The sequence below is a fragment of the Lacrimispora sp. genome, from assembly GCF_031982545.1.
GTDB lineage: Bacteria > Bacillota > Clostridia > Lachnospirales > Lachnospiraceae > Lacrimispora.
On record NZ_DALYXB010000011.1, the window covers coordinates 25,278 to 40,120 of the forward strand.

General features: G+C 40.5%; 12 protein-coding genes. 3 read left to right on the forward strand and 9 right to left on the reverse strand.

Going from position 1 to position 14,843, the window contains the following annotated elements; genetic code table 11:
• Nucleotides 1-8 precede the first annotated feature (8 nt).
• The 6 genes from ABS301_RS18250 to ABS301_RS18275 all read right to left on the reverse strand — a co-directional run bounded on the left by ABS301_RS18250 (nt 9) and on the right by ABS301_RS18275 (nt 9,143).
• Nucleotides 9-3,059: an efflux RND transporter permease subunit gene (locus ABS301_RS18250; RefSeq protein WP_349673573.1), complete on the reverse strand. Its 3,051-nt coding sequence runs from the start codon at nt 3,057-3,059 to the stop codon at nt 9-11.
• A 1-nt stretch (nt 3,060) separates the two neighbouring features.
• On the reverse strand, nt 3,061-4,176 hold the full coding sequence (locus ABS301_RS18255) for an efflux RND transporter periplasmic adaptor subunit (RefSeq protein ID WP_349673574.1): 1,116 nt from the start codon (nt 4,174-4,176) through the stop codon (nt 3,061-3,063).
• 54 nt (nt 4,177-4,230) lie between these two features.
• The gene (locus ABS301_RS18260; RefSeq protein ID WP_349673575.1) at nt 4,231-5,454 is read right to left on the reverse strand and encodes a TolC family protein; all 1,224 of its coding nucleotides are present in this window, start codon (nt 5,452-5,454) and stop codon (nt 4,231-4,233) included.
• A gap of 14 nt (nt 5,455-5,468) precedes the next feature.
• Entirely contained in the window at nt 5,469-6,605 is a 1,137-nt protein-coding gene (locus ABS301_RS18265) for a TolC family protein (RefSeq protein WP_349673576.1), read from the reverse strand.
• Between the two features lie 11 nt (nt 6,606-6,616).
• Nucleotides 6,617-7,261, reverse strand: coding sequence for a TetR/AcrR family transcriptional regulator (locus ABS301_RS18270; RefSeq protein ID WP_349673577.1), 645 nt, complete (start codon nt 7,259-7,261; stop codon nt 6,617-6,619).
• Nucleotides 7,262-7,391: 130 nt separating this feature from the next.
• Nucleotides 7,392-9,143, reverse strand: a complete 1,752-nt coding sequence (locus tag ABS301_RS18275; RefSeq protein ID WP_349673578.1) for a cell wall-binding protein — start codon at nt 9,141-9,143, stop codon at nt 7,392-7,394.
• Between the two features lie 233 nt (nt 9,144-9,376).
• On the opposite strand from ABS301_RS18275, the gene ABS301_RS18280 reads away from it, so the two are divergent.
• The 3 genes from ABS301_RS18280 to ABS301_RS18290 all read left to right on the forward strand — a co-directional run bounded on the left by ABS301_RS18280 (nt 9,377) and on the right by ABS301_RS18290 (nt 12,388).
• The gene (locus tag ABS301_RS18280; RefSeq protein WP_349673579.1) at nt 9,377-10,240 is read left to right on the forward strand and encodes a tyrosine-type recombinase/integrase; all 864 of its coding nucleotides are present in this window, start codon (nt 9,377-9,379) and stop codon (nt 10,238-10,240) included.
• 6 nt (nt 10,241-10,246) lie between these two features.
• The gene (locus ABS301_RS18285; RefSeq protein ID WP_349673580.1) at nt 10,247-11,092 is read left to right on the forward strand and encodes a tyrosine-type recombinase/integrase; all 846 of its coding nucleotides are present in this window, start codon (nt 10,247-10,249) and stop codon (nt 11,090-11,092) included.
• Between the two features lie 75 nt (nt 11,093-11,167).
• Nucleotides 11,168-12,388, forward strand: a complete 1,221-nt coding sequence (locus ABS301_RS18290) for an AAA family ATPase (protein WP_349673581.1) — start codon at nt 11,168-11,170, stop codon at nt 12,386-12,388.
• A gap of 30 nt (nt 12,389-12,418) precedes the next feature.
• Here the strand turns inward: ABS301_RS18290 and ABS301_RS18295 are convergent, their stop codons facing one another.
• The 3 genes from ABS301_RS18295 to ABS301_RS18305 are packed head-to-tail and all read right to left on the reverse strand — an operon-like array spanning nt 12,419 to nt 14,775.
• Nucleotides 12,419-12,865, reverse strand: coding sequence for a YwiB family protein (locus tag ABS301_RS18295; RefSeq protein WP_349673582.1), 447 nt, complete (start codon nt 12,863-12,865; stop codon nt 12,419-12,421).
• Between the two features lie 14 nt (nt 12,866-12,879).
• Entirely contained in the window at nt 12,880-13,698 is an 819-nt protein-coding gene (gene murI, locus ABS301_RS18300) for a glutamate racemase (protein ID WP_349673583.1), read from the reverse strand.
• Nucleotides 13,699-13,710: 12 nt separating this feature from the next.
• A complete protein-coding gene (locus tag ABS301_RS18305; RefSeq protein WP_349673584.1) occupies nt 13,711-14,775 on the reverse strand; it encodes a D-alanine--D-alanine ligase family protein in 1,065 nt (354 codons plus the stop codon).
• Nucleotides 14,776-14,843: the final 68 nt, after the last annotated feature.

Genomic DNA, 14,843 nt, shown 5'->3' on the forward strand with positions numbered 1-14,843 from the left:
GTTTTAGATCAGTCACATACCAGCTCACCCTCACCCCCTATTTTCTTACGCCCCATTTTATAAACAAAGCGATAGAAGGTGGGAAGCAAGAGAAGTGTTAAGGCTGTGGATGCAAGTAATCCCCCCACATTAACCAGGGCAAGTCCCTGCATCATCTTACCCGATTTACCATATGCAAGGGCATTGGGAACCATGGATATCACTGTGGTTAAGGTTGTCATAAAGATTGGTCTCATACGGATTGCACCTGCTTCTACCAATGCTTTATCTAACGGCAACTCTCCTAACATCTGGTTAACCGTCTCCACATAAAGAATACCATTATTTACAACCGTACCAATTAACATTAAAAATCCCAGCATAGATACCATATCAATTGGTGCATCTGCTGCAAATAATAGGCCAAAGGAACCAATCAAACTAAATGGTATGGAAGTCATTACCATTGCGGAATATTTAGGTGACTCAAACTGAATGGCCATAACAATGAATACCAGGAAAATACCAGTAAACAAAGCTCCTCCCAATGCACCAAGTTCATCATTCATAATCTTATCCAGATCATTGGTCATTGGTTTTACTCCAGCAGGCAGTTTCCAGTCCTTAACAAATTTATTCACATCATTCTTGGCAGTTTTTAAATACTCAGACTGAGGCTGCATGGTAATTGCGACTTTGTATTGTTTATTTTTACGTTCAATCTGCTGCGGACTGTCTTTATAATAGATATCAGCCAGATCGTTTAACGGAAGCGCTGTTCCCGAAGCCGTTGCAATCATCATTCCCTGCAGTTCTTCTATTGCGTCATATTGATCCGGAGCATACTCAACTCTTACATCAATATCCTCACCATCTACACGAATGGTTGACGATTTAATTCCACTTAACGCAGAATAGACATTGGAACCGATGACAGCAGGAGTCAGTCCCTCTGCCTGTGCTTTTACCGGATCAACACGTACTTTTACAACAGGTGCTGCATTCTCTACACTGGAATGAACCTGCATGACATCTTTTCTTTTCTGCAATTCTGATACCAATTCTGTACTTGCCTTTTTTAAAGTTTCATAATTGGTACTTTGGAGATCGACCTCGATCTGATCACCGGAAAGCATAGTACTGGACATTGTGCTGCTTCCTTCTTTTAGGGTTACAGAACAGTCTTTAAAGTCCCCCAGCTGACCTCTCCACTTATTAATCACCTGATCGGTGGTCTGTTTTCTGTCATCTTTCAAATAGGCATTCAGCGTTATAGTACTTGATGAGTCTATACTAAGTCCTCCGGCACCATAGGTCACAAGATAATGATCCACATCCTCATCTTTTGTAACATATTCTTCCAGACCAGCCATTGACTGGTTTAGTGAATCAATAGACAGGCCTGGCCTCATCTTAATTGACATACTGACAATACCTTCATCTACGGATGTCATCAGATCGACTTTCAGCTTTGATGCCATTCCAAAAGCAACTGCCAAAAGCACTATACTGACAGCAAAAACCAGCTTCGTCTTTGTTAAAAGGTAAGGAATATTCTTTCTATACCAATTCTGTAAGAACTTAATAAGTCCGTTTACAGGTGCCTTTTCTTTCTCTACCGGATGCCATTGTACAAAACTTAAAGGAACAATGGTCACGGCAGAAAATAATGATGCAACCATACAAAATACAATTGTATACCCCAGCTGTATGAATAACTGCCCTGACATGCCACTTAAAAAAACAAGCGGAAAAAATACCACACAGGTTGTTATTGTACCGCCTGTTATGGACCCAATCATGATCCGGCTGCCTTCTATTGCAGCATCGTAGTAATTTCTCGTTTCTTTTGCACGGAAACAGCCATCCAAAACATTGATGGAGTTATCGACCATCATACCCACTCCCAGCACGAGAGAGGTAAGTGAAATAACATTTAAGGAAAAACCCATGGCACTCATGCAGATTAATGACAGCACCACTGAAATCGGAATCGAAGTACCTACAATGACAGATGCACGCAGGTCCCCATAAAATAACCACAAAATTATCATTGATAGAATAATTGCCATTACCATGGTCTGCACTACATTTGAAATGGATTCCTTAATAACATCGCTGGAATCATTGACCACTGTGATATGAATGCCCGGATTGTCTGCCAGTATACTGGCTACTTGTTCCGATACCTGCTTGGAAACTTCTATGGCAGTGGAGTCCGACTGCTTCTTTATATCCAGTGAAATAATATTTTCTCCGTTGTATCGTCCAATAGAATCCTCATCTTTCAAAGCGTTATATACATCTGCAATATCTGATAAATGAATGGTATCTCCATTGACCAGCGGAATTGCAATTTTTTTCAGGCTGTCAGTATTATCGTAGTCATTTCCAACACTTACATTCAGTTTTTGCCTTCCCACATCAATATCCCCAGCTGGAATTGTAAAATCAGCAGCGCCAACAATCTGGGCAACAGCTGGCATACTTAAATGATATTGTTTCATTTTTTCCGGATCAAGCTGAACACTTACATAACTTTTCTGCCCACCGGAAACAGATACTTCACTGACTGAGCTGAGTTTTTCAAACTCCGGAACAATTTTATTATCCACATATGTATAAAGGTTCTGACCAACATTTCCACTAACCGCGAGTGTTACGGCAGCTCCTGATGTCAGATTCAGCTCCATTATTCTGGGTTCTTCGATATCATCTGGCATATCATTGCGGATTCCATCAATTGCTTTTTTCAGATTTATATAAGCTGTATCTATATTTGTTCCATATTTATATTGTACCAGTACAATGGATACATTATCTTTTGAGTAAGAATTAATTGAATCAACACTATCAAGAGATGATATGGCATCTTCCTCTTTGGTTGTAATTAAGTCATTAATGTCCTCAGGGCTGGCTCCTGCATAGACAGTACCAATCACCAGCATGGGAAGATCCATTTCGGGAGTAAGCTCTACTTTTGTCCCTAACAAAGACTGAACTCCGAAATATGCAATTGTAATCAGACAAAGTATGATTGTGACCGGCCTTTTTACCGCAAATTTTGTTAAATTAACCATTTTATTCACCTGCCTTTGGATCTGCAACGGCAGGTGATTCTGTCTCTGTTTCCTGTGATATATTACTATCTTCCAGCAAAACCTCTGCTCCATCCATCAATTCATTGCTCCAGCTGGTAATTACAACGCTGTCATATGTAATTCCTGACTTTATCTCCATTTTATTTTTGTCATATATTCCTGCAGAGATCTCAGTTTTTTTGGCTATGCCATTTTCGTAGCAGTAAACAAAGGGGACACTGGCATTATAGCTTACTGCATCCACTGGAATTGTCATGACACCTGCTGCCTTGCTCATAACTGCAGTAATCTTAACTCTTGTTCCTGTTGTCAGACCTTTTGAATCTGCAAGAACCGCTTTTACATCGTAAAGACCGGTCTGGGAATTAACAACAGAACTGATTTCAGTAACAGTACCATCATATTGAACTCCGTTTTTTTCCACTGATATGGAATCATTCACTGCCATATTCTGCAACGTTTTTTCTGTAATGCCAAACGTTATCTGTATCTGGTTTGTGCCTGAAATTTTACAGATCTCTGTGCCTACCGCAATATTATCATGTAGTTCAACTGTACGGGATTCCACTACACCGCTTATTGGTGCTGTCACAGTGGTATACTTTAGCTGGAGGTCATACTGGTTTTTTGCCGCTTCGTATGCCAGTCTGGCATTGTTTGCCCCGTTCTGCGCCTGTTCCAGAGACTGTTGGGATACCGCACCAGTAGAATAAAGCGCCTCAGTTCTGGCAAGTGTATTCTGACTATCGTTTACTGCTATTGCAGCGGAATCCATATTTATTTTTAAAGTAGTCAGGGCATCTGAATCAATTTTGCAAAGAGGCTGGCCTGCCTCAACCATATCTCCCGCCCGAAAATAGACTTCCAGCACTTCTCCGTTCATTTTAGGCATTACATTGGCTTTTAACTCAGGCTCTACCGTACCCGTTAAATCTGTATATAGGGTGATATCCCCTGTCTGAGGCTTCTCGGCAGATATAAGCGGTCGGGTTTCAAACGGAATCTCTTCTTTTTTCTTTCCAAAAACACCAAATCCTATAATGCCGGCAGCGACTAAAACAACCGCAGCAATAACCAGTCTTTTCTTACTCTTCATCTCGTTTTCCTTTCTCAAATCCCTTGATGTAAAATTCAAGCCTATGTCTGAGTTTTAGATATCCAGTAATCCTTCTGTAGCCCAGTAATACAGCTCCATCGCCTGGCGCAGCGACAAATCTGCATTTGTTTTTTCTCCTTCTGCCTGATAGTAAGACAGCATCTGTCCCAGATATTCAATCTGACTGATGGAACCATTTTTAAACTGAATGTCAGCCGCATTTTTTACGACAACTGCCTGATCATATGCGGTGCAGGCAGCTTCATAGTTTTTTTTCTTTTCTATAATTTCCTGATAAAGCTGCTCCATTTGAATGGACAGGTTCTGTTCCATCTGTTCCTCACTGCGAAACTTTGATTTTACTCTGGTAGAACTTCTATCCGTTTTTCTATGGCGCTCATCAATCAGTGTATAATTATTGCGGATAGCGGAGGCTGTATCCTCCTGTAAGTTTAATTCCTCTAATTTACTTAGATCTGCTGATGGAACAGACTGAATCTGTGGTTTGCTTTCCCACGTCCAGCCTGTCAGAAGCTTTACTGTTGAACCCAGACTTTCTACCGTATTGTCAAGACCAGCAAGTGCGCTTTCTGCATTGAGAAGGTTTTTTTTAGCGGCAGTCACATCTGCATCCGTTGCCATTCCCAAACCTTGCATGGAAACAGTGGCATGATAAAGCTTTTCATACATTTCTTTCATTGTCTGCAATGTTTTTTGCTGGGCGGCTGCCATATTGTAGCCAATCATTGCCTGCTGGGCTCCGCTGGTCAGCTGTTTTACTCCTTTTCTGACTGGTTCGTAAGAGGACTCGTTGGTTTTTGTGTTATAACGATAGGCTCTGCTGATCTTGTCTCCGGCACTTTTCATTGCTTTTTCATAAGCACGCAAAGTGGCATACAGAATCTGCCCATCCGTAGTGGATAAACCGCCTGCATCTTTTAAATCATCTGCATCTTCCCCATAATCCCTCGCATCCTCATAAGCCGCCATGTACTGGTCTTTTACATCATCCATGGCAGACCAGTACATCTCATTTGCAGAGATCATATTGGGATTAAATAACTGAATCCGGTCTCCCAGTTCTTCATACTCTAATACATTATCCTGAAGTAATTCCCACTGCCTTTGGTCATACCCTTCTGGAATGGCATTTTTTACTTTACCAGGTTCTGCCATTTCCGTTGCATACGCCGGAAGCACCAGGGCATTTCCTGTTATGGATACAATAACTGTTGTAAGCAGCATAACCTGCCATATTTTTTTTGTATTCTTATGCATGGTTATCCCCTCTCTTACTGTACCGATGCCATCCCATTTACCCCCCAGTTATACAGTTCTGTTGTCCAAAACCAGTCCATATCTGCAGTCTTTAACGCATTTTGTTTTGTCAGATAATCTGTCTGCTGCTGTAAATATTCCAGTTTCCCCATAGTACCAAGCTGCATTTTCTGAGAAGCAATTTCCATTTTTCTTGCTGATTCCTCCAATGCACTCTGAGCTTCGTTATAAGCTACCTGTGCCTGTAAAACATCCCGGTATTTCTTATCCAGATCCGCACCAATTTTATCTTTGTTATCCCTGATTTTGATCCGATAAGAGTCTTTTACCACTTCTGATACTGCATTTTCCAGCTTTCTCTGATTCATTTTAAGTTCATAATTATTATCAACGGCTTTTGAATAATCCAATTCAGGATGAAATCCGGACACTCTGGCTGAGTCAGCGGCTGGAATCGGTCTCATATCCGGTGACGCCTGATAGCCCCAGCCCAGCATGACACAAAGTGACTTCTTAAGCTTATCAATAGAAGCTTCTGTCTGAATAATGTCAGCTTCTGTCTTCTGCAGATTGTTTTTTGCATTTAATACCTCTACATTTGTGGATGACCCGATACCTCTTTGAACTTCAGTCACCCGAAGCATTTCAGTAAGCAGCTTTTGATTCTGTTTTAATACTTCCAGATTAAGAATGGACTTATAGTAGGAAATCATATTTGACTGAGCCATGATAGCAAGATTCTTTTCAGTCTGAATATCGGAATAGCGCATTACCTCTAAATCAAACACATTATCGTCTGCTTTTTTTTCCAATGACCTGGCCTGTGCTTCTGCCATGGCATCAGCAAGGTCATTATCTCCGGTTATTGTTGAGCGTAAGTCTGCTGCATCATCCCGGTAAGACCTGGCCACATCATCTGCAGTTGGATCATCTCTCTGTTTGGAATATTCCACCTGGTTATTTAAAACAGTCGCATTGTATTCATGAATTAAATCCTCAATTTCTTCGTATTCCATGACATCATCACGTAATTTTTCCCATTCTGCATCGGATCTGGAAAATGCCGGGCTTGCATATACTTCATTTGCATGAAACAGCAAGACTGCCGATAAAAGAATTGGTACGAATTGTTTGCTTTTTTTATTTACCATTGCAATTACTCCTATCCTGTCTTTTGCTGTGTGTTTAGACGTAATCCTTCTTCCACAATATGAAACTGAAATTTGATCCCATGGAGAATTTCATCAATATCTGCCGATTCCATAAAATACATTGCCATGGATTTTGCCACAAGAAAAAGCAAGAGTTCCAATAAATCCGAAAGTTCAGACACATTGGCAACCGGACAGATGTTACGATCCAGTTTCTCAAAGCAGTCACGGATCAGTTCCCGCTCTTCCCTGCTTTTATAAAAAATTTTTTTGAATCCTATCATTCTTGTTTCCGTCATCAGCTTTTCATCTAAAAATATATTCTTATAAAATACAAAATCCTGTTTTTCCCGTCCGTAGTGAATTAACTCCAGGATTGAATTCCAAAATACCTGATAAATATTACCTTCACATAATTTCATATTTTCATTAAACCATAGTTTACAGGATTCCTGAAAATCATGAAGCAAATAAGCCAGCAAATCTTCCTTATCTTCAAAATATGTATAAAAACTCCCTCTGGAGATATCTGCCTCTTTTATAATCTGATTGATAGAGACGTCGGAAAAGGAGAATCTGGAAAACTCTTGAATTGCAGCCCGTTTAATTTTTTCACGTTTTATATCAGGCAAATGTAAAAAACGCTGTGTTGGCATAGATTCCTCCATCTTCTTAATTATAAAAAAATTATTAACTTTATTAAATAAATGACAACTTGTCATCTTGTAATCAAAACATATGGCGGAAAATTTCCGCCATATGTTTTTTATTATACTTTTGTCAGCATTAGCTTTCTACGTAAAGGGAAGTAATATCATTGCCCTTCTGATCGTAGCAACGGTCATCACCATCTTTTGCTTTATGCTTATTCTTCTGAACAGTACCAGAAGTATTTACAAGCTTATAGGTAATTCCAGCCTTTCTGGCTGCTTCATAGTTAACGTTGTAGTACTCGTCATATTTGTCTTTGGTTGCCAGCATATCATCATTTTTTACAAGCCAGCTTTTGCCATCGGCACTTGCCAAGCCTTCTGTCCCAAGATCGTCCATAAATTCATCTGTATCAAGTATGCTATATGTTGTCTTTGTTACTGCGCCATCTTTTGTCTCTTTAATCTTAACTACAGAATATTTATCTTCCTTATCAGCCTTTAAAAGCATGCCAGCCATGTAATACTTGTCATCATCAACACCAGTCTTGCCTGCTCCCTTAAAGGTTCCGGACTTGTTAAAGAAGAAGCTGAAGGTTTCTCCGTCAATTTCAACATTCTGTTTATTTGTCTTCATGGAACCGTCACTACCGCTACCGAAGTTATATAAGTAATAGCCTTTATCCATCCAGTAATTTGCGTTATCTTTGAAACGGTCTTCTGTATCGAATGGGTAATCATCATCATCATCATCTATAATATCAATGATGTCCCCATTTGGGTTATCCCCTTCAAATTTATAGAATTTCAAACCGCTCTTCATTCTTCCTCGTGAGTCAAACGCATATTTTTTGCCATTAATAGTCTTGATTTCACCGGCAACAAGCTGTCCTTCATTGTCTGAATAATACCAGAAATCTTCATCATCATTATATTTTTCTAAGTGCAGATTCTCATCCGGAACAACTTTGAACCAGCCCTTGGTGATTCTCGCGCCATCTTCAGGAGAACCGAAATATCTCCATTCTCTTGTATACGCATTTGCGCCCTGGCCGGAAGAAGCTGTGGCAGCGGTTGCTTTTGAAGTTGTTGCAGTTCCATCCCAAAGAATCCACTCTGCATTCATGCGGCCCCACTCATCAAAGCTGTACTTCTTGCCATTGATAGTTTTTCCGTCTTTACTTGTCTGTTTCTTACCATTGCTCTTAAACCAGAACCAACGCTCCTGCTCTTCATCGTCAAAGGTATTATGGCTGGAAACTCTTGCGTTTCCATCTTTTGCAGCATCGTCGTAATCGTCGTCTTTGATTTCGATACCTGACCAGCCTATGGTCTTTGCACCATCATCTTCTTTGCCGCAATAATAAATTCCTTCTTTCCATGCGTCATCGCCGGTTTCTCTTTCCCCGTCGTCGTTGATCCAGCCATAAAGCATCTTGCCTTCGTCATCAAAAACGTACTCTTTGCCGTTAATATTTTTAAAGGATGCGGTATCACTGCTGGTAGAGCTCTTATAAGCTTTACCATTGGATCCAAAATAGTACCAGTGATTTACAGGCTCTTCATCATCATCACCGCCGTCATAATCCTCGTTCTCCATGGATACCCACTGATTGGTTACCATTGCGCCGTTGTCATCTACATAATAGTAGTCATCATTGTATTCCACAATAACATCAGTGGACATCTCACCGCTGTCATTTAAGTAGAACCAGTTGTCACCGGATTTTGCCCACTTCTCTGTTTCTTTGTCTCCGCTTCTGTTGTAATAAACCCATGTACCATTTTCTTCCTGCCAGCCAGTAGCTGCGAAAGAAGACATGGAAGCACCTAATGCCAGCAGTGCTGCTGTTGATAAAACAGCAACTAATTTAGTCTGCTTTCTCATAATTAATGCACTCTCCTTTTTTTCTTTTTGAAATTTTTCAGATGAAATTCCTAATTGCATCACATGGCTATTATACTTCTAATATTGGAAATTATCGAAAGCAAAAGCCATTTTATCCATTATTTATGCTTTATTTTTACTATTTTTTCGAATATTTCTTGATTTTTTAATGAACAGTTTATATACTTGTGTTAAACTGTTCTTGTTTGATTCTAAAAGGGAGATGGAACGATATGACGAAAGGAAATGTAATAAACGAAATTGCAACCGGGAGCAAAAGCGTCGTCGAGCAAAGCCTTGATGATTTCCAGGAATATTTAAAAATCAACAATATGTCTGCAAATACCATTCACGTATATCAGTTTGCAGTCAGACAGTTTCTTGGCCTCTATCATGTAGTCAGCCATGATAATCTCATGCTCTATAAGTGCTATTTAATGGAACATTACAAGCCACAGACAGTAAATTTAAGGATTCGTGCCCTGAATTGTTATATGGAATCTTTAAAGCTTACTTCTTCGAAAATGCTGATGATACGCATACAGCAGAAAACTTTTTTGGAGAATATTATTAGTCAGGCGGACTATGAGTATCTGAAAAACTGTCTCATCCGGGATGGAAACATGCTTTATTATTTTGTTGTGCGATTTATGGCTGCTACCGGGGTTCGTGTCAGTGAGCTTGTAATGGTGAAAGTAGAACATGTGAAACGGGGATACATGGATATTTACTCCAAAGATAATAAAATAAGGAGAGTCTACTTTCCAAAAAACCTGCGCACAGAAGCCCTTAAATGGCTGAATCAGATCAATCGTGTCAGTGGATACGTTTTCTTGAATCGTTACGGCGAACCAATTACTCCTGCTGGAATACGGGGACAGCTGAAAAAATTTACAGCATTATACGGACTGGATTCAAAGGTGGTCTACCCTCACTCCTTCCGTCATCGTTTTGCTAAAAATTTCATTGAAAAATGCGGAGATATTTCCATGCTTTCTGATATCCTGGGTCATGAGAGTATTGAAACCACCAGAATTTATCTGCATAGAAGCAGTACGGAACAAAAACAGATTGTAAATCAGATTGTGAATTGGTAGAAGATTATGGTGAATGATGAATTATTAAATGAATTTAGAAAATATCTGAAGAAACGGAATTTGTCAGCCAACTCCATGACCGCATATGCCGGCAGTGTGCGCCTTTTTTTCACACTATATGATGAGGTTACCCTGGAAAATCTTCAACAGTATAAGAGCTATTTAATCCCACGTTACAGACCGGCTACTGTGAACCAGCGCATTTATGCCATTAACCATTTTTCCCGTTTTTTGGCAGAGACCAATGAAGCAGACTCCATCCTATTGTCTTCCTACCGTCTTCCTTCTGTGAAAGTACAGCAGAAAACATTTCTGGATACTATTATTTCCAATGAGGATTATGAAATATTTAAAAAGAAACTAAAAGAAGAAAAAAATTACTTCTGGTATTTTATCGTACGATTCCTTGCTGCCACAGGTGCCCGGGTCAGCGAACTGATTCAGATAAAAGAGGAACATTTAAAACTTGGTTATTTAGATCTCTATTCCAAGGGAGGAAAGATACGCCGGATTTATTTCCCTGATTCCCTCTGTGAAGAGGCACTTGCCTGGTGCCAGGAGCGTGGAGTAGAAAGCGGCTTTCTGTTTTTAAATAAAGGAGGACATTTAATTACTCCCCGTGGCATTAATTACCAGCTAAAGCATCTGGCCAGCCGTTATGGAATAAATCCGGATACAGTCTACCCTCATTCGTTCCGGCATCGTTTTGCTAAGAATTTTTTAGCCCGTAACAACGACATATCGCTTCTTGCAGATTTAATGGGGCACGAGAGCATTGAAACGACCAGAATTTACCTCACCCGCTCCAGCCAGGAGCAACAACAGCTACTTGACGAAATTATCACATGGTAAGCGTATTTTTTTATTATTTTATGTTTCTTTTTTCTGCTTTCTGAGATATAATTTCAAAAAGGAGGATAATATGCGATGCTAATCTCTTTTCGATTTAAGAACTTTCGTTCCTTTTTGGACGAGACATTTGTTACTATGAAAGCGGTCACCTACAAAGAGCTTCCTGACCACCTGGTCTCATTTGACAACCAGAAGCTGATAAAGACACTGGCTGTCTATGGGCCCAATTCAAGTGGGAAAACCAATATTTTTCTTGCCTTTGCCAGTTTTCACTCTCTGATTTTCTGGCAGCTGTTTCCTTCCCAGGCATCTCAGAAAAACCGGTTTATTAACCTGTTGCAGCTAAATTCCATGAACAAAATTGTTCCCTTTGAACAGGAAGATCCAGACTCTTCCCCAACTGAAATGGAGATGTCTTTTTTAAGCGGAAACAAACTTTACGAATATGGCTTTACCATCCACTCTCAAAATATCCTTACAGAGCACTTAACCGTTGATCATCATCTTGTATTTTCACGGACTTCAACCGAACTTTCCTACGGACGATTCTATGAAAAATGTATGCGATCAAAATCAGGAATCCGCCCTCATGACAACCGGTTATTCAGTTCCATTTTGTCATCTCTTGATGTTCCGGAGATGATTGCAATTATGAAGCCTTTTGAGAACTTTTTCTCCAATAAAATTCATTATTACTTTGATGACCTGGAGATGCTTCAGATTCTTGGCAATACATTGATGGATGGGAAGTTGTTTAAAATACTGGAGAATTCGGAAGCAATCCAATTCAGTCTGCACCAGCTACGTAAGCTTGGGATCCCTGTAGAAAATGTTATTATTGACAAGGGCATTCCAAAGCTAGGATATCTCTTAAAATCCCGGTCAACCGGTCAGTCTTTTGTCAAATATATGGACATTACTGAAATTTCCTCCGGTACACTGAAAAATCTGTTTATGTTTTTGAGAATTTATGAACTGATTCAAAACGGAGGCATCCTGATGGTCGACAGTATTTCCAGTGAATTCCACCCGACTGTCACCAAATTTATCGTTGATTCCTTTCAGAAGGAAACAAACAAAAATGTACAGCTTCTTTTTTCCACTCATGACATTTCAATTTTAAATAACCAGCAGTTTCGCCGTGATGAGGTGGCTTTTGTAGATATGAACGAATATGGTGAATCCAGACTCTACACCCTTGCCGATATCAAAGTCCGGTCTGATGCCAGCTTTTCCAAGGATTATCTTATGGGAAAATACGGGGCAATTCCCCTGGTTAAGGATACAATCTTCTGAACTAAAAAAAGACATATTATATGTCTTTTTTTAGCTCAGAAGATGGATACTGGCAATGTCCTTGGAACAGACTTCCAGTACAATGTTACATTCTGAAACATGCTGGTAATTAATATCCAGAGAATAATCCACCTGAACCTTTAATCGGTCCTCTTCCTCCGCAATCCTGATATCATTGGTTCTGATCCCAATCATCAGCTCTCCAAATGGTGTTGCATAACAGGAAATATTTTTCTTTTCCTTTTCAAAGGTCATATGAACACTGGTGCTTCCTCTTTTTATGATATCCATTCCTGCCGGATGGATCTTAATGGTGTTTCTGGTCACACCATCTACCCCTTCCTGAACTTCATCATAAAGAATATAATGACTGCCGTTTTTCAAAAAATAATCTCCTCTTGTGATCATTTCCACAGCCTGATTATCATCTTCCACGATTTGTGCACCGATGATACTGATCAGAACATCTCTCGTCATAGTTTATAACTCCTCTAGTACTCTTCTATATTTATTTGTCTCGTCTCTTTCACCTGACCTGGAAGAATGGAGGCAGCAAAGCTTGTGAACTTTTCCGCCAGATCACTGACATAGAAATGATATTTATCAATGCTGCTGCCGTCTTGATCACAGATCAGTCCCTTTTCCTCCAGAACCTGCTTTAATTCCAGTGCTGTCTCATAAGCGGGATTGACCAGGGTCACTTCCGGCCCCATCAGCCTGCCTACTGTGGAGCGCAGAAGCGGGTAATGGGTGCAGCCTAATATCAGTGTATCAATGTATTTGCCTTTTAATTCGCTTAAATACCGGGATGCGATTTCATCTGTTACGGAATCGTGAAGCAGCCCTTCCTCAACCAGGGGCACCAGGAGGGGACAGGGTTTTCCAGTCACTTCTATGTCTTCCCGCATTTCTTTTATTACTCGTGTGTATACACCGCTTCTTATGGTTCCTTCGGTTCCGATAATTCCAATCTTACCATTCTTGGTTGATTCAATTGCAGTTCTTGCACCTGCGTGAATCACTCCAATGATGGGGATATCCAGATCATGCTCTACTGTCTCCAGCGCACAGGCTGTGGCCGTATTGCAGGCAATCACAATTGCTTTTACATCCTGAGTCATAAGAAAACGAATGATCTGTCTGGTAAAACGGATGACTGTGTTGCAGGATTTATTTCCATAAGGAACCCGTGCTGTATCACCAAAATATACAATTCTTTCATCCGGCATCTGCCTCATGATTTCTCTTGCAACCGTAAGTCCGCCTACGCCGGAATCAAACACTCCAATGGGAGAATTTCTATCTGCCATAATATCTGCTCCTTAATCGTCAAACCGGCTCAAAGCGTCTTCCATGAGACAATTAACGAGCTGATCCTTGCTGATTCCCGCTGCTTCCCAAAGCATGGGATACATACTGATTGCCGTAAATCCCGGCATGGTATTAATCTCATTAAATACAACTGTTCCATCGCTCTTGACAAAGAAATCCACTCTTGCAAGACCCCGGCCATCCACTGCCTGGAATACCGCCTTTGCTGCTTCTCTCACGCGTTCAGCAGCACCATCGGGCAATTGGGGATCGATTACTGTTTTTGAATCTGCATTGTTATACTTTGCATCAAAGTCATAAAATTCAGCCGCTGCAAGGATCTCTCCTACGCCAGAAGCCTTAACCGGCTGATTGCCGCCGCCTAAAACGGCACATTCAATCTCTCTGCCCACAATCATCTCTTCTACCAGAATCTTACGGTCATGTCTGGCTGCCTCAAGTAATGCTGTCTCAAGTTCCTTTTTATCTTCCGCCCGGCTCACGCCCTTGGAAGACCCGGCATTGGATGGCTTTACAAATACGGGATAATCAAACCGCTCTTCTACTCTGGCGATTACCTGCTCCATATTCTTTAACTGATGGCGCATGACTGGTACATAGGCCGCCTGACGTACACCAAGGTCATCAACAATAATCTTTGTATACAATTTATCCATGGAAACAGCAGAAGAAAGTACGCCGCATCCCACATATGGAATTCTGGAAAGCTCCAGCAGCCCCTGGACGGTTCCATCTTCGCCCAGCAGACCATGGAGTACAGGGAATACCACATCTGCCTTAGCAAGTTCCGTCTTCGTTCCATCAAGTAATATGACAGCCCCCATGCCAGCATCAGGAGAAAGAATTGCACGAACACGTCCCTCTCTCCAGGTTCCATCTTTGATTTCCTTTACAGACTCTGTTTTAATCCAGTGTCCTTCTTCCGTAATTCCAATCAAAAGCAGATCATATTTATCTTTATTTATATGGTCTATCACATTGACAACTGACATACAGGAAACAACGTGCTCCGATGACTGTCCGCCAAATAATACAACCGCAGTTTTCTTACTCATTCCAATCTCCTTAATAAATTCTTGATTTACAGCGTTTATATTATAGCACATATGGTTACAATTACAAA